Annotated in this window: 18 protein-coding genes; 16 read left to right on the top strand and 2 right to left on the bottom strand. The window is 67.5% G+C overall.

The window, feature by feature from the left end; translation table 11 throughout:
* Positions 1–37: 37 nt before the first annotated feature.
* The 15 genes from VPA02S_RS11050 (at position 38) to VPA02S_RS11120 (ending at position 16321) form a co-directional block, all read left to right on the top strand.
* Complete coding sequence (locus tag VPA02S_RS11050) at positions 38–4342, top strand: RHS repeat-associated core domain-containing protein (RefSeq protein WP_012745412.1); 4305 nt, start codon at positions 38–40, stop codon at positions 4340–4342.
* 24 nt (positions 4343–4366) lie between these two features.
* Positions 4367–4801: a hypothetical protein gene (locus tag VPA02S_RS11055; RefSeq protein WP_062363795.1), complete on the top strand. Its 435-nt coding sequence runs from the start codon at positions 4367–4369 to the stop codon at positions 4799–4801.
* A gap of 180 nt (positions 4802–4981) precedes the next feature.
* A complete protein-coding gene (gene hpaR, locus VPA02S_RS11060; RefSeq protein WP_012745410.1) occupies positions 4982–5416 on the top strand; it encodes a homoprotocatechuate degradation operon regulator HpaR in 435 nt (144 codons plus the stop codon).
* Positions 5413–6051, top strand: coding sequence for a fumarylacetoacetate hydrolase family protein (locus tag VPA02S_RS11065; RefSeq protein WP_012745409.1), 639 nt, complete (start codon positions 5413–5415; stop codon positions 6049–6051). The genes hpaR and VPA02S_RS11065 overlap by 4 nt, the downstream gene beginning before the upstream one ends.
* Complete coding sequence (locus VPA02S_RS11070) at positions 6048–6821, top strand: fumarylacetoacetate hydrolase family protein (RefSeq protein ID WP_012745408.1); 774 nt, start codon at positions 6048–6050, stop codon at positions 6819–6821. The genes VPA02S_RS11065 and VPA02S_RS11070 overlap by 4 nt, the downstream gene beginning before the upstream one ends.
* A complete protein-coding gene (gene hpaE / locus VPA02S_RS11075) occupies positions 6818–8278 on the top strand; it encodes a 5-carboxymethyl-2-hydroxymuconate semialdehyde dehydrogenase (protein WP_012745407.1) in 1461 nt (486 codons plus the stop codon). The genes VPA02S_RS11070 and hpaE overlap by 4 nt, the downstream gene beginning before the upstream one ends.
* 2 nt (positions 8279–8280) lie before the next feature.
* Positions 8281–9156: a 3,4-dihydroxyphenylacetate 2,3-dioxygenase gene (gene hpaD, locus VPA02S_RS11080; RefSeq protein WP_012745406.1), complete on the top strand. Its 876-nt coding sequence runs from the start codon at positions 8281–8283 to the stop codon at positions 9154–9156.
* 11 nt (positions 9157–9167) lie between these two features.
* On the top strand, positions 9168–9572 hold the full coding sequence (locus VPA02S_RS11085) for a 5-carboxymethyl-2-hydroxymuconate Delta-isomerase (RefSeq protein ID WP_012745405.1): 405 nt from the start codon (positions 9168–9170) through the stop codon (positions 9570–9572).
* A gap of 4 nt (positions 9573–9576) precedes the next feature.
* Entirely contained in the window at positions 9577–10380 is an 804-nt protein-coding gene (gene hpaH, locus VPA02S_RS11090) for a 2-oxo-hept-4-ene-1,7-dioate hydratase (RefSeq protein ID WP_012745404.1), read from the top strand.
* 10 nt (positions 10381–10390) lie between these two features.
* The gene (locus VPA02S_RS11095) at positions 10391–11212 is read left to right on the top strand and encodes an aldolase/citrate lyase family protein (protein WP_012745403.1); all 822 of its coding nucleotides are present in this window, start codon (positions 10391–10393) and stop codon (positions 11210–11212) included.
* 38 nt (positions 11213–11250) lie between these two features.
* Positions 11251–11724, top strand: a complete 474-nt coding sequence (locus VPA02S_RS11100; protein WP_012745402.1) for a nuclear transport factor 2 family protein — start codon at positions 11251–11253, stop codon at positions 11722–11724.
* A gap of 42 nt (positions 11725–11766) precedes the next feature.
* Positions 11767–13503 carry a dihydroxy-acid dehydratase gene (gene ilvD, locus VPA02S_RS11105; RefSeq protein WP_062363797.1) on the top strand — a complete coding sequence of 579 codons (1737 nt, stop codon included), beginning with the start codon at positions 11767–11769 and terminating at the stop codon, positions 13501–13503.
* Between the two features lie 31 nt (positions 13504–13534).
* Positions 13535–14524: a Bug family tripartite tricarboxylate transporter substrate binding protein gene (locus VPA02S_RS11110; RefSeq protein ID WP_012745400.1), complete on the top strand. Its 990-nt coding sequence runs from the start codon at positions 13535–13537 to the stop codon at positions 14522–14524.
* Between the two features lie 20 nt (positions 14525–14544).
* Positions 14545–15342, top strand: coding sequence for a class II aldolase/adducin family protein (locus VPA02S_RS11115; RefSeq protein WP_012745399.1), 798 nt, complete (start codon positions 14545–14547; stop codon positions 15340–15342).
* Position 15343: 1 nt separating this feature from the next.
* Entirely contained in the window at positions 15344–16321 is a 978-nt protein-coding gene (locus tag VPA02S_RS11120; RefSeq protein ID WP_062363799.1) for a 2-dehydropantoate 2-reductase, read from the top strand.
* 15 nt (positions 16322–16336) lie between these two features.
* On the opposite strand, the gene VPA02S_RS11125 is transcribed toward VPA02S_RS11120, so the two are convergent.
* Together VPA02S_RS11125 and VPA02S_RS11130 are read right to left on the bottom strand one after the other, a co-directional pair.
* The gene (locus VPA02S_RS11125) at positions 16337–17155 is read right to left on the bottom strand and encodes a hypothetical protein (protein ID WP_012745397.1); all 819 of its coding nucleotides are present in this window, start codon (positions 17153–17155) and stop codon (positions 16337–16339) included.
* A gap of 64 nt (positions 17156–17219) precedes the next feature.
* Positions 17220–18176 (bottom strand): DMT family transporter, encoded by a 957-nt coding sequence (locus VPA02S_RS11130; protein ID WP_012745396.1) that lies wholly within the window; start codon positions 18174–18176, stop codon positions 17220–17222.
* A gap of 94 nt (positions 18177–18270) precedes the next feature.
* Here VPA02S_RS11130 and VPA02S_RS11135 point away from each other — a divergent pair, with 94 nt between their 5' ends.
* On the top strand, positions 18271–19203 hold the full coding sequence (locus VPA02S_RS11135; protein WP_026284351.1) for a LysR family transcriptional regulator: 933 nt from the start codon (positions 18271–18273) through the stop codon (positions 19201–19203).

Genomic DNA, 19203 nt, shown 5'->3' on the forward strand with positions numbered 1-19203 from the left:
GCCGCCTCAGCCCAACACACGCCGGAGAGAAAGCACCTTGTTCTTCGCGGCCAAGCACTTCGACCCCCAGCTGGGCATCGACGCCCACACCTACCTGGCGCCGCCCGGCGTATGGCCCACGCTGCACATCGGCATCGTGATGGACCCGTTCGACTACCTGCCGACCATCCAGGTCTCGCCCGACAACCCGATCGTGAAGGGCATGGCAGCCGTGGACGGTGCCATGCAGGCGGGCCTGGACACCATCGGCCAAGGCACCGCAGCGCCCGAGGTGCCGGCACCGCCGGGCGCGCCGGCCGGCGGCGGCGAGATGCCCGCGAGCATTCCCTTCCCGCTCGGCGCCACCGTCGAGGTGGCGGGGGTGCGCCGGGCCAACGCCGGCACGGGCGGCGTGGACTTCCACGTCCTCGTCGGCGCCCCCATGCCGGTGATCAAGGCGCCCGGCGGCCCCCAGTTCGAGGACGAGCTTTTCATGGGCAGCCGCATCGTGCTGGCCGATGGCGAACCCTTCTCGCGCATCGGCGTGCCGGTGCTGGCCTGCAACATCGTGGGCCTGGTGCCGCCGTTCCGAAAGAAGAAGGCAGTCAAGCCGCTGCGGCTGAGCCTGATGCTGCCGACCACCTTCAACGTCGCCATCCCGCCGCAGGTGTTCGTGGGCGGGCCGCCGACCATCTCGTGGGGCGCGATGGTCCAGCGCGGGCTGTTCAAGGCGCTGGGCCGGGCCTACACCCGCATCGCGCGGCGCGTGTTCAAGAACATGCCGCCGGGCTTCCTCAAGTGCCAGGTGCTGCGTGCCGAGCCGGTGGACATCCGCGATGGCAGCGTCTCGGTGACGCACGAGGACTTCAGCATTCCGGGCCGGCTTCCGCTGAGCTGGACGCGCGTCTATGCATCGCGCGACCACGCCCTGCCCGGCCATTGCGGCCACGGCTGGCAGACCCCGGCGGATGTGCGCCTGATGGCGGAAGCCGACGGCCTGCTCAGCCTGCAGGGGCCGGAAGAATTCGCGCTGTTCCCTGCGCTGCCGCAGGCCGAAGGACAGCAGGTGCTCGACGTGGTGGACGGTGCGCGGCTGATGCGCCAGGGCACGGCGCTCGTGGTGCGCTTCAAGAGCGGCCTGCGCTACCACTTCGAAGATGCGCTGTCGCCCGAGGGAGCACTGCAGGCCGCGCCCCTGCCCATCGCGCGCATCGAGGATGCCTGCGGCAACCACTGGCGCTTCGTGCGGCGGGGCCGCGACCTGGTGCGCATCGCCGAAAGCGGCGTGGACGGCCTGCCGGGCCGCAGCATCGAGGTGCAGTCGCGCGGCGGGTACATCGAGTCCATGGCGCTGCGCGACCCGGCCACCGGGCAGGAGCATCCGCTGGTGCGCTACCGCCATGCCGACGGCGACCTGCTGGCGGCGAGCGATGCGCTGGGTGCGGCGCGCGAGTTTGCGTACCTGCAGCACCGCATGGCGCGCCACACGGACCGCACGGGCCTGTCGTTTCACTACGCGTACGACGAGCAGTGGCGCGTGGTGCACGCCTGGGGCGACGGCGGGCTGCACGACTACCGCTTCGCCTACAGCGCGGCGCTGCGGCAGACCGAGGTGACCAACTCGCTGGGGCACCTCACGGTGGTCAAGTTCGACGAGGCGGGGCTGCCGTTGGCGGAGATCGATCCGCTGGATGGCGTGACCACCTTTGAGTATGACGATGTGGGGCGGACGGTGGCGGTGACTGCGCCCGGGGGGCTGCGCACAGGGTTCACCTACGATGCGCGGGGCAATCTGTTGGGCGTACGACATCCCGATGGCAGCATCGTAGGCTGCGAATACGACAGCGATGACCAGTTGCTCGCCGTCATCGATCCGCTGGGTCATCGCTGGGAGCACGCCAGCGACGCACGCGGGCTGCCATCCAGCCAGACCGATCCGCTGGGCGCCGTCACCCGCTTCGAGCATGACGACCGCGGCCAGCTGGTGCGCCATGTCAATGCGCGGGGTGCGGTCACGCAGCTGCGCTATGACCGCTATGGGCTGCCCGCCCAGATGATCGACGCCCTGACCCATGTCACCCGCTTCGACTATGACGCACTCGGGCGGCTGCGCACGCAAGTCAACGCACTGGGGCAACGAAGCCGGTATCACTGCGACGCGAAAGGCAGGCTGCAACGCATCACGCAGCACGACGGCGCCCAACTCACCTGTGCGTACGACGCCGAGGACCGGCTGGTGCGCTATGCCGACGAGAACGGTGCAATCACCGAACTGACCTACAGCGGCACGGGACTGATCGCCCGGCGAGTTCAACCCGATGGTCATGCCGTGCGCTACGACTACGACAGTGAAGAGCAGCTCGTCGCTGTAGTCAACCCGCGCGGCGAACGCCATGAACTCACACGCGATCCCTTGGGCCGAATCGTCGAGGAGATCGATTACTGGGGGCAATGCCGGCGCTTCCACTACGACGCCAGCGGACGGCTCCTGCGCAGCATCGATCCAATGGGCCGCACGATCAGCTTCCATACTGACGCCATGGGTCGCATCACGCATAAGACCTGGCCCGAAATCTCGGGAGGCGCGCCGGCCGGTGCGGAAGATTTCAGGTACGACGCAGCGGGCCGGCTCGTCGAGGCTCGCAACGCCCACAGCCATTTCAAACATCGCTTCGACGCGCTCGGTCATCTGGTCGAGGAACAGCAGGGCAGCTTCCGGATCGAACGCGCCTACGACGCGGCCGGAAACTCCGTCGAGCGCAAGACCAGCGCGGGCAACCGGGTGGCCGTGCGCTACGACCTGCTCAATCGACCCGCAGAGATCGCCATCAACGATGAGCCCCCGATCACCATCGAACGCAACGCCTTGGGGCAAGCGACGGCGGAGCATCTGAGCGAGCACGTGGTTCGCACGCTGCGCTACAACGACCAGGGCTTGGTCGCTGCACAAGCCGTCGCAAAGGACGGCGCGCCACTATTCGACACGCGCTTCGACTACGACGCCGCCGGCAATCTGACGCGACGCACGGACAGCCAACAAGGCAACGACCTCTACACCCACGATCCGATGGGGCGCATCCTGTCCCACGTCGATCCCATGGGTCGCGTCAGGCACTACCTGAGCGACCCTGCGGGCGATCGGCTCAGGACAAACGTGCGAATCGTCGCGATGGCGCAGACCGCAAGCGGCCAACAGCAACCCGAGCACTGGACACGTGAGGGTGAGCACGAGGGATGGCACTACGTGTTCGACCGCGCCGGCAACCTCACAAGCCGCACACAGACGCGCGCACCCAACCAGCCTGCCCTGCACCTGGCATGGGATACCAATCAGCGGCTGACCCAGAGCCGATGGGAGCGCGGCCCGCACCATGGAGAAGTGACCACCTACGGTTATGACCCCTTGGGCCGCCGCGTCTTCAAACGCAACACCACGCATACGACCTGGTTCTTCTGGGACGGGGATGCGCTGCTCGGTGAGGCTTGCCAGGAAAACGCCCTGGTGCCGAAGACGAAAAAATCCCCGGTGACGAGCTTGCTGGAACGACGCAAGCAAGAGGACGCGCTCAGACAGCTGCATGCGAAGACGCGCGAATTCGTCCTCAAGCCCGGCACCTTCGAGCCACTGGCGTTGATAGACAAGGAGATGCCGCCGTCCAGCGTGGACACCTCCGAGGACACCGCACGGGTTCTTCACTATCACAACGATCCCGATGGCCGTCCCTTGCGCATGACAACCCGTGACGGCCAGATCGTGTGGGCCGTTCGCTACGACGTCTGGGGCGGCATCGCACGCAAGGATTGCGAACTTCTTGCACAGCCGATCAGATGCCAGGGGCAACAGGAAGACGCCGAGACGGGCCTCTTCTACAACAGGCATCGGTACTTCGACCCCATCATCGGCGCCTATGTTTCAGCAGATCCCATCGGGCTGCGGGGTGGCGTGAATCCCTACGCCTACGGCTGCAGCAATCCTTACTTCTGGATCGATCCGCTGGGACTCGCAGCCAGTTGCGAAAGGCATTTGAGGAGCATTGACGAACAGCTTCAGCAGGGCCGGCGTGCGCGAATCGATGTGGCGTCCAAGGACGATGCGATCGAGCTGCTCCTCGCCTACACCACAGGACCGGCCGGCCGCCGGGGCGCGTTCCGGAACACCACGGATCAACCACTGCCCGAAGGAAAGAAGTCCGAGTCGGGCTCGGACTGGCTGCCGGGCGGACGCGGCGCCTATCAGCGCGAAGGCACCTACCACTGGGATGCAGCGGACCCGAATGCCAAGGCAGGAGACCATGCCCTCGAAGGCAATCACTTGCAGATTCACAACTTCGACGGGAAGATCATCCGGATCTTTTTTCCCTGAGCCGAAACACTGCTCTACCTACCTATGGCGAACATCGCGCAAACACACCGCCCGTTTCCGGCATCCATGGAAGCAGACCCGGACGGCGCCTTCTTCGAGCGGAGTCTCGACGGCGGTGCAACCTCCTTCTATCTGATCATTCGTCCCAGACCCTATCTGACGGCCAGAGACCGGGAACTGATCGATCAGGGAATTTTTTCGCTGGAAGAGCTGCATCCGGAGGTACTCAGGCTCGGTAGGACGCCCTCCCCCCAAACACCCTGGCTGTACGAAGTGGAGTCGTTCAAGGTCGGTCGGGAGCATCACGACGATCAAGAGGTCTTCAACGACCACGCGACGGACTACAGATCCGAGGTATTCGACAACCTGTCGACACTGCTCGAGCACTGCCAAAAGGAATTCGGTGTTGCAGCGTCGGATTTCAGGAAGCGCGACGCCACGCACTATCCCAAGTTCTGAGTGAACTGGACACGGTGATCGCGGCGTCCCCGATTACGCCTTTCAGAACACCGCGCGTTCTGGGCCCTCAGCGCCGCGCTGAGCAGCGCCCCTTCGCCTGACACGGGTTTTCCCGATTGCGCCCTGGCCCTCTCACGCCCGATCATTTAACATGTTAACTAATTCGTCGAAACTAGAAACGTGGCCAGCACCTTCACCCACCGCAACCTCCCGCGCCTGCTGCTGCAGGCGCGCGAAGCCGTCATGGCCCACACGCGGCCCAGCCTGCGCGAGCATGCGCTGTCCGACCAGCAGTGGCGCGTGCTGCGGGTGCTCGGCGAGCACGGCGCGGTGGAAACCGGCCGCGTGGCGCGCGAGGCCTTCATCCTCGGCCCCAGCCTCACCGGCGTGCTCGCGCGCATGGAGCGCGACGACCTCATCACCCGCAGCCGCGATCCCGAGGACCAGCGCCGCACCGTGGTCGAGGCCACGGCGCACGGGATGAAGCTGGTGAAGAAGCTGTCCTCGAGCATCGAGTCGCACTACCAATGGCTGGAGCAGTCGCTGGGCAAGACCAAGCTGACGCAGCTGTACGGACTGCTGGACGAACTGATCGCGCTGGAGCAACCCGAATGAGCCCCTCCTCCCCTTTCCTGCCCGCCGGCACCGTGTACGGCACGCTGCTGAACTTCCGCGCGGAAATGCAGGCGCTCGCGCCGCAGATGACCGAGCCGCCCTACAAGGCACCGCCGAAGGCGCCCGTGCTCTACGTGAAGACCGCCAACACCTGGAGCCCGCACGGCAGCGCCATCGCGGTGCCTGCATCGGTGCCCGAGGTGGAGATCGGCGCGAGCATCGGCATGGTGATCGGCGCCGAGGGCGACGTGGAAGGCTTCGTGCTGATGAACGATCTCTCGATTCCGCATGCGAGCTTCTTCCGCCCGCCCGTGAAGTTCAAGTGCGTCGACGGTTTCCTGGGCGTCGGCCCGGCGCTGCGCGATGCGCAGGAGGTGGCCGATCCCGCGGGCTTTCGCGCCGAGGTGCGCATCAACGGCACGCTGAAGCAGTCGATCGACTTCTCGCAGCTCGTGCGGCCCGCGCAGCAGCTGCTGGCCGACGTGGGCGAATTCATGACGCTCGCGCATGGCGACGTGCTGATGCTCGGCTGCGACGCCGGCCGGCCGCTGGCGCGTGCGGGCGACCGCATCGAGATTTCCGCGCCGGGGTTCGAGAGCCTCTGCAACACGCTGGTGCAGGAGGCCGCCGCATGAAGCACGCACGCGTCATCTTCGAAGGCCGCGAGCACACCGGCACCGCGCACGAATTCAACGGCCAGGCCGATGCCGCCGTGCGGCTGGACGACGGCCGCATCGTGCCGCAGGAACAGCTCACGTGGCTGCCGCCGCTCGCGCCCACGCCGCGGCCGCGCACCATCCTCGCGCTCGGCCTCAACTACGCCGACCACGCGAAGGAACTCGAGTTCAAGGCGCCCGAGGAACCGCTGGTGTTCGTCAAGGGCCAGAGCACGCTGATCGGCCACCGCCAGCACACGCACCGCCCGGCCGGCGTGCAGTTCATGCACTACGAATGCGAGCTCGCCATCGTGGTCGGCAAGACCGCAAAGCGCGTAAAGCGGGCCGACGCCTACGACTTCATCGGCGGCTACACCGTGGCCAACGACTACGCGATCCGCGACTACCTGGAGAACTGGTACCGCCCCAACCTGCGCGTGAAGAACCGCGACACCTGCACGCCGCTCGGCCCGTGGTTCGTCGATGCGGCCGACGTGCCCGACCCCATGGCGCTCGCATTGAAGACCACGGTGAACGGCACCGTCACGCAGCAGGGCAGCACGCGCGACATGATCTTCGACGCGCCCTTCCTCATCGAGTATTTCAGCCGCTTCATGACGCTCTCGCCCGGCGACCTGATCCTCACGGGCACGCCCGACGGCGTGGTCGATTGCAGGCCGGGCGACGTGGTCGTGACGGAGATCGAGCGCATCGGCGCGCTGGTCAACACCATCCAAGGAAAAACATGAGAGTCGATCACCTGATCGCCGGCAAGGCTGTTGCCGGCAGCGAATACTTCGAAACCGTCAACCCCGCCACGCAGGAGGTGCTGGCCGAAGTCGCCTCGGGCGGCGAAGCCGAAGTGAACGCGGCCGTGGCTGCGGCGAAGGAGGCGTTCCCCAAGTGGGCCGGCCTGCCCGCGCCCGAGCGCGCCAAGCTCGTCCGCAAGCTCGGCGACCTGATCGCGCAGCACGTGCCCGAGATCGCGCAGACCGAGACCAACGACTGCGGCCAGGTCATCGCGCAGACCGGCAAGCAGCTGATCCCGCGCGCGGCCGACAACTTCTACTACTTCGCCGAGATGTGCACGCGCGTCGACGGCCACACCTACCCCACGCCCACGCACCTGAACTACACGCTGTTCCACCCGGTGGGCGTGTGCGCGCTGATCAGCCCGTGGAACGTGCCCTTCATGACCGCCACCTGGAAGGTCGCGCCCTGCCTGGCCTTCGGCAACACCGCGGTGCTGAAGATGAGCGAGCTCTCGCCGCTGACGGCTGCGCGCCTCGGTGAACTCGCGCTCGAAGCGGGCATTCCGCCCGGCGTGCTGAACCTGGTGCACGGCTACGGCAAGGAGGCCGGCGAGCCGCTGGTGGCGCACCCCGACGTGCGCGCGATCTCGTTCACCGGCTCCACCGCCACGGGCAACCGCATCGTGAAGAGCGCGGGCCTCAAGAAATTCAGCATGGAGCTCGGCGGCAAGAGCCCGTTCGTGATCTTCGAGGACGCCGACCTCGACCGCGCGCTCGACGCGGCCGTGTTCATGATCTTCAGCAACAACGGCGAGCGCTGCACCGCCGGCTCGCGCATCCTGGTGCAGCAGTCGATCTACGCCGACTTTGCCGCCAAATTCGCGGAGCGCGCCAGGCGCATCGCGGTGGGCGACCCGCTCGACGAGAAGACCATCGTGGGCCCGATGATTTCGCAAGCGCACCTGGCCAAGGTGCGCAGCTACATCGAGCTGGGTCCGAAGGAAGGCGCGACGCTCTTGTGCGGCGGCCTCGATGCACCGGCCAACCTGCCCGAGCGCGTTCAGCGCGGCAACTACGTGATGCCCACCGTGTTCGCCGACGTCGACAACCGCATGAAGATCGCGCAGGACGAGATCTTCGGCCCCGTCGCCTGCCTGATCCCGTTCAGGGACGAGTCGCACGCGATAGCACTCGCCAACGACATCCCATACGGCCTGTCGAGCTACGTCTGGACCGAGAATATCGGCCGCGCCCACCGCGTGGCTGCCGCGGTGGAGGCCGGCATGTGCTTCGTCAACAGCCAGAACGTGCGAGACCTGCGCCAGCCCTTCGGCGGCACCAAGGCCTCGGGCACGGGGCGCGAAGGCGGCACCTGGAGCTACGAGGTGTTCTGCGAGCCGAAGAACGTGGCGGTGTCGATGGGCTCGCATCACATTCCGCATTGGGGAGCTTGACCATGGGCACCCTCGCACTCGCCGCCAAGATCACGCATGTGCCGTCGATGTACCTCTCGGAGTTCCCGGGACCGAACTTCGGCTGCCGCGACGCGGCGATCAACGGCCACAAGGAAATCGACCGGCGCTGCCGCGCGCTGGGCGTGGACACCATCGTGGTGTTCGACGTGCACTGGCAGGTCAACAGCGAATACCACATCAACTGCGGCCCGAAGTTCGGCGGCACCTACACCAGCAACGAGCTGCCGCACTTCATCAAGAACATGCCGTACGCCTACCCGGGCAACCCGGCTCTGGGCCACCTGATTGCCGACGTGGCGAACGAAATGGGCGTGAAGAGCCGCGCGCACAGCGACACCACGCTCGAACTCGAATACGGCACGCTGGTGCCCATGCGCTACATGAACGCCGACCAGCACTACAAGGTGATCAGCATCAGCGGCTGGTGCGACTGGCACGACCTCACGGAGTCGGGCCGCTTCGGCCTGGCGGTGCGGCGCGCGATCGAGGAGCGCTACGAGGGCACGGTGGCGGTGTTCGCGAGCGGTTCGCTCTCGCACCACTTCGCGGACAACGGCCGCGCCCCCGAATTCATGCACAAGGTCTACGATCCCTTCCTCGAGCAGGTGGACCGCCGCGTGGTCGAGCTCTGGGAGGCCGGCGACTGGAAGACCTTCGTCGGCATGCTGCCGATGTACGCCGACAAGTGCTGGGGCGAAGGCGACATGCACGACACCGCGATGCTGCTGGGCCTCCTGGGTTGGGACCGCTACGCCGCGCCGGTGGAAGTGGTCACGCCCTATTTCGGGAGCTCGGGCACGGGGCAGATCAATGCGATCTTTCCCGTGACGCCACTGCCTGCGGAAACCACCACCTGAGAAAGCACCGCATGCCCCACGTCGTCATCCAGTACACCGCCAATCTCGAAGCCGAAGCCGACATGGGCGGCCTGTGCCGCTCGCTCGCCGCCGTCCTGGTCGCGCAGAAGGACGGCGCGGGCCGCAAGCTCTTTCCCACCGGCGGCACACGGGTGCTGGCCTACCCGGCCGTGCATTACGCCGTGGCCGACGATGCGGACGACTACGCCTTCGTCTACATCAACGTGCGCATCGCGGCGGGCCGAAACGAGGAAGACAGGAAGAAGGCCGGCGACGCGCTGCTCGATGGCGCGAAGAAGCACTTCGCGCCCATCTTCGACAAGCGCCACATCGGCATCACGCTGCAGATCGACGAAAGCCCCGGCCAGGTGTACGACGGCAAGCACAGCAACCTGCATCCACTCTTCAACAAGTAGCACCATGCTCACCGCCGACACCATCGCCAGCCTCGCGGCCGAACTGCACGAAAGCGAAAAGTCGCGCGTTCAGGTCGAGCACTTCTCCAAGCGCTTTCCCGAAATGACCATCGAGGACGGCTACGCCATCTCGCGTGCATGGGTGAAGCAGAAGATCGCGGAAGGCCGCGTGCCGCGGGGCCACAAGATCGGCCTGACCTCGCGCGCCATGCAGCAGTCCAGCCAGATCGACGAGCCCGACTACGGCACCCTGCTCGACGACATGTTCTTCGAGCAGGGCGGCGACATTCCGTTCAAGCGCTTCATCGCGCCGCGCATCGAGGTGGAGCTGGCCTTCGTGCTCGGCAGGAAGCTGCAGGGCCCGAACGTCACGATCTTCGACGTGCTGGCCGCCACCGACTATGTGGTGCCGGCCATCGAGATCATCGATGCGCGCATCGAGCAGTTCGACCGCCACACCAAGGCGCCGCGCAAGGTGTTCGACACCATTGCCGACAACGCGGCCAACGCCGGCATCGTGATGGGCGGACGGCCGGTCAAGCCCGACGCGGTCGACCTGCGCTGGGTGAGCGCGCTGCTCTACAAGAACGGCGTGATCGAAGAATCGGGCGTGGCCGCGGCCGTGCTCAACCACCCGGCCACGGGCGTGGCCTGGCTCGCGAACAAGCTCGCGCCGTGGGACGAATGCCTCGAAGCCGGCGAAGTGGTGCTCGGCGGCTCGTTCACGCGGCCGACCACCGCCCTGCCCGGCGACACCTTCCATGCCGACTACGGCCCTCTGGGCAGCATTGCCTTTCGTCTCATCTAAAAGACCCACCATGCAAACACCTTTGAACACCTTCAAGCAGGCCATGCAGGCCGGCGAACAGAAGATCGGCCTCTGGGTCGGCATGGCCGACGGCTATGTGGCCGAGATCCTGGCCGGCACCGGCTTCGACTGGCTGCTGGTCGACGGCGAGCACGCGCCCAACGACGTGCGCTCGGTGCTCGCGCAGCTGCAGGGCATCTCGAGCGCCTGGTCGGCACAGCCTGAGCCCGAGCGCTCGCACCCCGTGGTGCGGGTTCCGGTGGGCGACGTCACGCTGCTCAAGCAGTTCCTGGACATCGGCGCGCAGACCATCCTGGTGCCGATGGTCGACACCGCCGAGCAGGCGGCGCGCATGGTGCAGGGCATGCGCTATCCGCCCGAAGGCATCCGCGGCATGGGCAGCGCCCTGGCGCGCGCTTCGCGCTGGCAGGCCTATCCGCGCTACCTGCACGAGGCCAACGCCCAAACCTGCCTCTTGGTGCAGGCCGAAACGGTGGAGGCGATGAAGAACCTCGACGCCATCGCGGCCACGCCGGGCGTGGACGGCGTGTTCATCGGGCCGGCCGACCTGTCGGCCTCGATGGGTTTTGTCGGCCAGCCCAACCATCCCGAGGTGCAGGCCATGATCGCCGACGCCATTGCGCGCATCCGCAAGGCCGGCAAGGCGCCGGGCATTCTCTCGACCACCGAGGAGCAGGCGCGCAAGTGGCTGGCCGCCGGCGCGCAGTTCGTGGCGGTAGGCGTGGACACCATCCTGCTCACGGCGGCGGCAAGGCAGCTGTCGTCCCGCTACAAGAGCGCCGCGAGCGCGGTGACGCCCAGCGGCTACTGAACGATTCATTCCATCTCTTTCGCACCGGAGCACCTGTCATGCAACGCGCCACTCTTGCGGCCCTTTCGGCGGCCGCCACGCTGTTCCTCGCCGCCTGCGCCCCCATGGGCACCGGCAAGCCGCAAGCCGCCACCGCCCAGCAGGAGGCCAACCGCCAGGCGGTCCTGGCCTTCTACGAAAAAGGCCTGAACCAGAAGGACGCCGACGCGGCCCTGCAGTACGTGGGCAACCGCTACGTGCAGCACAACCCCACGGCGGCCGACGGGCCCGAGGGCTTCCGCAAGTTCATCGCGTTCCTGCGCGAGAAATTTCCGAAGTCGCACAGCGACATCAAGCGCAGTTTTGTCGATGGCGACTTTGTGATCCTGCACGTCAACGCGGTGCGCGAGCCGGGCACGCGCGGCAGCGCCATCGTCGACATCTTCAAGCTGGAGAACGGAAAGATCGTCGAGCACTGGGATGTGGTGCAGCCCGTGCCCGAGACCGCCGCCAACAGCAACGGCATGTTCTGACCCTTCTGCAATCCAGACAGCCAGCCAGCCGATGCCCGCCCGATGACCACTCCCACCGATCCGAACAGCAAGCGCTTTCGCTCCGCCACCATCCGCGAGGGCACGATCCGCGCCACCACGCGCAGCTTCCTGCATGCGCTCGGCCAGGACGACGAGGACATCGCGCGCCCGCACATCGGCGTGTTCCACACCGGCGGCGAGATGAGCCCGTGCAACCTCAACCTGCGCGAGCAGGCGCAGCATGCCAAGATCGGCATCTACGCGGGCGGCGGCACGCCGCACGAATGCCCGGTGGTGTCGGTGAGCGACGGGCTCACCATGGCGCATTCGGGCATGCGCTTCTCGCTGATCTCGCGCGAGCTGATCGCCGACAGCGTGGAGGCCTCGACGCGCGGCCACCAGTGGGACGGCATCTTCGCCATCGGCGCCTGCGACAAGAACCTGCCGGGCCTGATGATGGGCATGGTGCGCTGCAACGTGCCGAGCGTGTTCGTGCATGGCGGCTCGGCTTTGCCCGGGCAGATGCCGGGCCCCGATGGCCGCGACCTCAACGTGGTCGACACCTACGAGACCATCGGCAAGGTGCTGGCCGGCACCGCCACGCACGACGAGCTCGACGCCATGAGCCGCGCCTGCCTGCCCACCGCGGGCGCCTGCGCGGGCCAGTTCACGGCCAACACCATGGGCATGGTGTCGGAGGCGCTGGGCCTGGCGCCCATGGGCTCGAGCATGGTGCCGGCGGTGTTCAGCGAACGCGCGCCGCTGATGCGCCGCGCCGCGAAGAACCTCATGAAGGCGGTGATGGGCGACAGCCCCCTGCCGCGCGACATCGTCACGCGCAAGGCGCTCGAGAACGCCTGCGCCGTGGTCTCGGCCACCGGCGGCTCGACCAACGCCGCGCTGCACCTGCCGGCCATCGCGCACGAGGCCGGCATCAAGTTCCACCTGGACGACGTGGCCGAGGTCTTTGCGCGCACGCCGCTCATCGCCGACCTGCGCCCGGGCGGGCAGTACCTGGCGCGCGACGTGTTCTACATCGGCGGCGCGGGCGTCATCCTGCGCACGCTGATGGAGCAGGGCTTCGTGCACGGCGATGCACTCAGCTTCACCGGCCGCACGCTGGCCGAGGAACTGGCCGATGCCGCGGCGCCCGACGGCCGCGTGGTGCGCGCGCCCGGCAACCCGATCACGCGCGACGGCGGGCTGGCCGTGCTCAAGGGCAACCTCTGCCCTGACGGCGCGCTGCTCAAGACCGCGGGCCTCCAGACGCTGGTGCACCGCGGCCCGGCGCGCGTCTTCGATTCGGAGGAACAAGCGCAGGCCGCCGTGCAGAACCGCCGCTACGAAGCCGGCGACGTGATCGTGATCCGCAACGAGGGCCCCAAGGGCAGCCCCGGCATGCGCGAGATGCTGGGCATCACCGCCCTGCTCTACGGCCAGGGCATGGGCGACAAGGTGGCGCTGCTGACCGACGGGCGCTTCTCGGGCGCCACGCGCGGCCTGTGCATCGGCTATGCGGGGCCCGAAGCGGCCGACGGCGGGCCGATTGCGGCGCTGCAGGACGGCGACATGGTGGCCATCGACGCGCGGCCCGGGGCGCGCACCATTTCGGTGGAACTGGCAGCGGAAGAAATCGCGCTGCGGCTGTCCAGACGTCAGGTAAACGCGGGGGTGGCGCACCGCGGCTTGCTGGAAAAATACGCGCTCACCGTGCGCCCCGCCCACCAGGGCGCCGTGACCCATTCGGGCGCAGTCACCTGGCAGCGCGACGAGTCGTGAAACGCAACCAACAACACCCCGGAGACAGACCATGACCTTCACCCGCCGCCAGCTGCTGCAGACCACCGGCGCCTCGGCGCTGCTTGCCAGCCTGGGCCAGCGCGCCTTCGCGCAGGCCTCGCTCGAAACCGCCACCATCGTCACCGGCTTTGCGGCCGGAGGCACCTCGGACACCACCTGCCGGCGCCTCGCGCAGAAGCTCAGCCCCGAGTACGCCAAGGCCGCCGTGGTCGAAAACCGCACCGGCGCGGGCGGCCAGATCGCCGTGAGCTACGTGAAGGGCCGGCCCGCCGACGGCGCCACCATCCTGCAGACGCCCACCTCCATCCTCACGATCTACCCGCACATCTACAAGAAGCTGCCGTACGACCCGATGGTGGACCTCACGCCCGTGAGCATCGCCTGCATCTTCGACTTCGGCTTTGCGGTCGGCCCCGCGGTGCCCGCCAGCGTGAAGACGGTGCCCGAGTTCCTGGCCTGGGCCAAGGCCAACCCGGCCGGCGCCAACTTCGGCTCGCCGGCCGCGGGCTCCACGCCGCACTTCATCGGCGCGCTCTTGGGCAAGAAGGGCGGCGTCGAGCTCAAGCATGCCGCCTACCGCGGCACGCAGCCGGCCATGCTGGACCTGCTGGGCAGCAACATCTCGGCCGTCTCGGGGCCGATCGGCGACATCACGCAGCACCTGGCCTCGGGCAAGGTGCGCATCCTGGGCGTCTCGGGCGCCAAGCGCAGCCGCTTCGCGCCCGACGTGCCGACCTTCGGCGAGCAGGGCATCAAGGACATGGCGCACAGCGAATGGTTCGCCTTCTTCCTGCCGGCCAAGGCTTCGCCGGAACTGGTCGCGAAGCTGAACACTGCAATGAAGAACGCGCTGGCGCAAAAGGACGTGATCGACGGGCTCGGCACCTTCGGCCTGGAGGCGATGTCTTCCACGCCCGGCGAGCTGACCGAGCTGCTGAAGAAAGACACCGCCAAGTGGGCGCCGATCGTCAAGGAAGTCGGCTTCACCGCGGAGGGGTAAACCTGCATGAAGGAACTGCAATGAACACAACACTCGCCACCCGCGTGCCGCCATCGGCTCCGGTCCATCCCTCGATCCATCCGGACGAACGCGCCGCGCGCGAGCAGCTTGCGGCCTGCTACCGCGTGTTTGCGATGCTGGGCTGGACCGAGATGATCTACAACCACATCACGGTGCGGCTGCCCGACAGCGTGACGGGCGGGGAGAAGCAGTTCCTCATCAACCCCTTCGGCCTGCACTACAGCGAAGTGACGGCCAGCAACCTGGTGAAGATCGACCTGCAGGGCAAGGTGCTCGACGGCTCGGCCTGGCCGGTGAATCCGGCCGGCTTCACGGTGCACGCCGCCATCCACGACGGCCTGCCCGGCGCGCACTGCGTGATGCACACGCACACCACGGCCGGCGTGGCCGTGGCCTGCCTGCAGGGCGGCCTGCAGCAGACCAATTTCTATACCGCGCAGTTGCACGGCATGGTGGCCTACCACGACTTCGAGGGCATCACCATCCATGCCGACGAGGGCCCGCGCCTGCTCAGGAGCATCGGCGACCGCAACGCCGTGATCCTGCGCAACCACGGCCTGCTGGCCTGGGGGCAGACGCTGCCGCAGACCTTCGCCATCCTCTGGACGCTGCAGCGCGCCTGCGAGATCCAGATGGCCACCTTCTCGATGGGGGCGGCCATTCCCGTGAGCGAGGAGATCGCGCAGCGCTGCACGCGCGACGCGCTGCAGTTCAGCCCCGAGCATGGCGCGGGGCAGGACGTGTTCGATGCGCTGGTGCGCCAGGTCGACCGCATCGACGCCAGCTACAAGAACTGACATGAAGATCTGCATCTACGGCGCCGGCGCGATCGGCGGATGGATCGGCGCCAGCCTGGCGCAGGCCGGCGAGCGGCTCAACGTGGTGGCGCGCGGCACCACGCTCGAAGCGCTGCGGCAGGACGGCCTTTCGCTGATGCGCGGCGACGTGCGCACGCGCGTGCCCATCAACGCGGTGGCCCACCCCGAAGCGCTCGGCACGCAGGACCTGGTGGTCATCGCCGTGAAGGCGCCCGCGCTGGCCGGCGTGGCCGAACGCATCGGGCCGCTGATCGGTCCCGACACGCTGGTGCTGGTGGCCATGAACGGCGTGCCGTGGTGGTTCCTCGAAGGCGGCTTCGGCGGCGCCATCACCGGCCATCGCCTGGCGGCCGTGGATCCGGACGGCGCGATTGCAAGGGCCATTCCCTCGCGCAACGTGATCGGCTGCGTTGTGCACGCGAGCTGCTCGCTCGATGCGCCGGGCGTGGTGCGGCACCACTTCGGCAACGGGCTGATCGTGGGCGAGCCTTCGGGCGAAGCCACGCCGCGCGCGCAGAAGCTGGTCGCGCTGCTGCAGCGCGCGGGCCTGGACGCCACGCTGTCGCCGCAGATCCAGAAGGATGTGTGGTTCAAGCTCTGGGGCAACATGACCGTGAACCCGATCAGCGCGCTCACGGGCGTCACCACCGACCTGATCATGGGCGACGACTACGTGCGCGGCTTCATCTCGGCCGTGATGCTCGAAGCCAAGGAGATCGGACACCGCATCGGCATCGAGATCACCCAGAGCCCCGAAGACCGGCACGCGGTGACGATGAAGCTCGGCGCGTTCAAGACCTCGATGCTGCAGGACGTGGAAGCCGGACGCTCCGTGGAACTCGATGCGCTGGTGACCGTGGTGCGGGAGCTCGGCGAGCTGACGGCAGTGGCCACGCCGTTCACCGACGCGCTGCTGGGGCTGGCGCGGCTGAAGATGCGCAAGCTCGGGTTGTACTGAGCCCGAGCCCCGGGCTCACCACCGCTTCTCGGGCGTGGCTGCCAGCGTCTCGGTGCAGCTGGTCACGGCCTTCGCGCGCTCCTCGCGCAGCCGCTGCCAGTTGTCCGCCTTCCATTGCGTCCACGCCACGGGCTCCGACTGATAGAGGCACGCGAACGGTGGGCGCATGAAGCCCGCGCGGCCGAGCTCGGCGCCGAATTTCAGGCGGAACAATTCGTCCGAGCCCGTCAGGTTTTCGTAGACCAGATGCCAAGGCCCCGAGTTCAGGGGCGTGTCGGCTTCTTTCTGGACCTTTCGCGCTTCTTCGATTTCCTCGGGCGTCGAGCCATCCGTCAGGGCTGTTGCATACGCCGCTTCGGCGCGCTTGCGATAGATGTCGGTCGCGACCTTGCTCAAGGCATCGTTCAGCTCGGTGATGGCCGGGTTGACGGCCAAGGGGTCATCCTTCAGCTCTTCCAACGTCACGCCGCCCAGGTCGTCCTTCGAAAAACCCTGTGCGCCGATGGAGAGCCCGCCCGCGATCAAGGTCGTTACCACGTTCAGCGCGACCTGCCCCGCGATGCGATTCCCCGTGTCTTCGCGCCGGACCACGCGAAGCCGTTCGATGCCGGGCTTGTAGACGCCGCGAGTGAAACGCAGCCGAGTTTGCGGGGCCGCAGCCTCCTGTGCACCCAGAGCGACCGGTGACGGCGGCGGGGTGGCTGGGGCGTCGGCAGCGCTCGTCGCGAACGGGGTTGTCGATGCCTCCGGCTCGACGGCATGCGCCGAAAAACCGCCGATGGCCAGCGCAATGCCGCAGGCGAAAGCGGCGGGTGGTCGTTTCTTCAAGTTCATGTGAACAGTTCTTCCTCCAGCCCGGATTGTCCTTGGCCGGAGAGGGCCGTTCGACCGCTTCGCGCTACAAATTCACGGAATGCGCACGCGGCGCGGTGGACTGCGGCATCGTCACCCACCAAGCCGCCATCACGATCAGCAATCCACCGGCCCAGCCCCAGGCCCCGACCGTCTCCCCGAACCCGTACACCGCGATCAAGGCCCCGAACACCGGCTCGCTTCCCATCAGCAGCGACACCCGGCTCGGACTCGAATGCGAAGCCGCATGGTTCTGCGCGAAGAACGCGAAAACCGTACACAGGAGCACGAGGTACGCCATGCCCCACCAGAAGGAGGCCGTGGCGGGCGGCATGTGCCATGCGCCCTTCGACGCGACGAGCGACAGCGCCATCGCGCCGAGCGCCATCATGCCCGACTGCACGGCGGTCAGCGTCAGCGCCGGCATCGAATGGCGGCCAGCGAACCGCCGCGTCATGCACACCATCACGGCGCGCAGGAAGGCCGCAATCACCATCAGGCCATCGCCCCATCCCACCGAGATGCTGGCGGGCGAAGTGGCCGACAGCATCGCGGCGCCCACCGCCGACAGGCCCGCCGCCCAGAACATGCGCGGCTCCGGCCGCCGCCCGAGCAGCCACCATTCGACAAAGGGCGTGAGCGCCACGCACAGGCTGATCAGGAATGCGGCGTTGCTCGCCGCAGTGAGCGACACACCGAAGGTCTCGCAGACGAAGATCGCCAGCAGGTTGGCGCCGAGCAGGCCGCCCACCGCGAGGCCTTGCCGCCATTGCGCATCGAACAGCGGCCTGAGCGCCGGCAGCAGCACGACGAATGTCAGCCCGAAGCGCAGCGCAATGAACTCCAGCACGGGCAGCTGCTGCGTGGCCTGCTTGGCCACCGCGTAGCTGCCGCCCCACACCGCCGCCACAGCCAGCAGCATGACCTCGGCGGCGCCGACGCCGGCCCACCTCCTCTCGCCCCATGCACCGGAGGCGGTGCCGAGCACCTGCTTTGAATCCATACTGTCAGCCCACCGTCCTGAACAACAAAGCAAAGAATTGTTCCGGGCATCACACGGGCCGAACAGCCGTCGGCCGGAACAGGACCCTTGCGCCGTGGGAACGAATTCATTTCTCAAAGTACTACCGGAGATGGTGACCTTTCTTCGGGTCGCCGAGCTGGGCAGCTTCTCTGCGGCCGCCGATCTGCTGGGCATGACGCCTTCGGCCGCGAGCCGGCAGGTGAAGCGCCTGGAAAAGGAGATCGGCGCGCAGCTGATCCAGCGCACGACGCGCCAGCTGCGGCTGACCGAGCCCGGCGTCGAGGCCCTCGCACGGTGCCGCGAATTGGTGCTTGCGGCCCAAGGCGCGATGGACGTCGCGCAACGGTTCTCGAAGAAGCCGAGCGGGCTGGTGCGCATCAGCGCGCCGAAGGCCTTCGCGCGGCGCGTGCTGCATCCCCATATCCTCGACTTCCTGCAGCGCCATCCCGAGGTCGACGTGCAGCTCATCGTGGAAGACCGCGACATCGATCCGATCCGCGAAGGCGTGGACCTGGTGGTGCGGCTGACGACGAAACCGCCCGAAGGGCTGGTGGCGCGGCAGTTGATGCCGGTCGCGCACATCCTGTGTGCCTCGCCGCGCTACCTGGCGCAAGGCGCCGCCATCGCGCACCCTCGCGATCTCCTCGCGCACAGCTGCCTCTCGCTCGGCGAGCACGAGCGGGACAACCATTGGTGCTTCAGGAAGGGCGATGAAGACGAAGCCGAGGTGGTGGTGCGGGGCCGCTACGTCTCCAACCACAGCGAGGTGCGGCTCGAAGCCGCACTGGCGGGGCTGGGCGTGGCGTGCGTGCCGGCCTTCATGGCGCAGCAGGCGCTGAAAGACGGAAGCGTGATGCGGGTGCTGGCCGACTGGGAGTTCCAGGGCAACTACCACGGGCACGCCTATATCCTCTATCCGCCCAGCCGCTTCACCGTGCCCAAGTGCCGGGTGCTGATCGACCATCTGCTGGACGCGCTCGCCACGCAGCGCGGCCGGCGGAAATAG

It is taken from the genome of Variovorax paradoxus NBRC 15149, assembly GCF_001591365.1.
Taxonomy (GTDB): domain Bacteria; phylum Pseudomonadota; class Gammaproteobacteria; order Burkholderiales; family Burkholderiaceae_C; genus Variovorax; species Variovorax paradoxus.

What these genes read in the sequence shown, in the direction of transcription:
- VPA02S_RS11055 (WP_062363795.1), top strand. Translation starts at nt 4,367, where the DNA reads ATGGCGAACATCGCGCAAACACACCGCCCGTTTCCGGCATCCATGGAA.
- VPA02S_RS11065 (WP_012745409.1), top strand. Translation starts at nt 5,413, where the DNA reads ATGAGCCCCTCCTCCCCTTTCCTGCCCGCCGGCACCGTGTACGGCACG.
- VPA02S_RS11070 (WP_012745408.1), top strand. Translation starts at nt 6,048, where the DNA reads ATGAAGCACGCACGCGTCATCTTCGAAGGCCGCGAGCACACCGGCACC.
- hpaE (WP_012745407.1), top strand. Translation starts at nt 6,818, where the DNA reads ATGAGAGTCGATCACCTGATCGCCGGCAAGGCTGTTGCCGGCAGCGAA.
- hpaD (WP_012745406.1), top strand. Translation starts at nt 8,281, where the DNA reads ATGGGCACCCTCGCACTCGCCGCCAAGATCACGCATGTGCCGTCGATG.
- VPA02S_RS11085 (WP_012745405.1), top strand. Translation starts at nt 9,168, where the DNA reads ATGCCCCACGTCGTCATCCAGTACACCGCCAATCTCGAAGCCGAAGCC.
- hpaH (WP_012745404.1), top strand. Translation starts at nt 9,577, where the DNA reads ATGCTCACCGCCGACACCATCGCCAGCCTCGCGGCCGAACTGCACGAA.
- VPA02S_RS11095 (WP_012745403.1), top strand. Translation starts at nt 10,391, where the DNA reads ATGCAAACACCTTTGAACACCTTCAAGCAGGCCATGCAGGCCGGCGAA.
- VPA02S_RS11100 (WP_012745402.1), top strand. Translation starts at nt 11,251, where the DNA reads ATGCAACGCGCCACTCTTGCGGCCCTTTCGGCGGCCGCCACGCTGTTC.
- ilvD (WP_062363797.1), top strand. Translation starts at nt 11,767, where the DNA reads ATGACCACTCCCACCGATCCGAACAGCAAGCGCTTTCGCTCCGCCACC.
- VPA02S_RS11110 (WP_012745400.1), top strand. Translation starts at nt 13,535, where the DNA reads ATGACCTTCACCCGCCGCCAGCTGCTGCAGACCACCGGCGCCTCGGCG.
- VPA02S_RS11115 (WP_012745399.1), top strand. Translation starts at nt 14,545, where the DNA reads ATGAACACAACACTCGCCACCCGCGTGCCGCCATCGGCTCCGGTCCAT.
- VPA02S_RS11120 (WP_062363799.1), top strand. Translation starts at nt 15,344, where the DNA reads ATGAAGATCTGCATCTACGGCGCCGGCGCGATCGGCGGATGGATCGGC.
- VPA02S_RS11125 (WP_012745397.1), bottom strand. Translation starts at nt 17,155, where the DNA reads ATGAACTTGAAGAAACGACCACCCGCCGCTTTCGCCTGCGGCATTGCG.
- VPA02S_RS11130 (WP_012745396.1), bottom strand. Translation starts at nt 18,176, where the DNA reads ATGGATTCAAAGCAGGTGCTCGGCACCGCCTCCGGTGCATGGGGCGAG.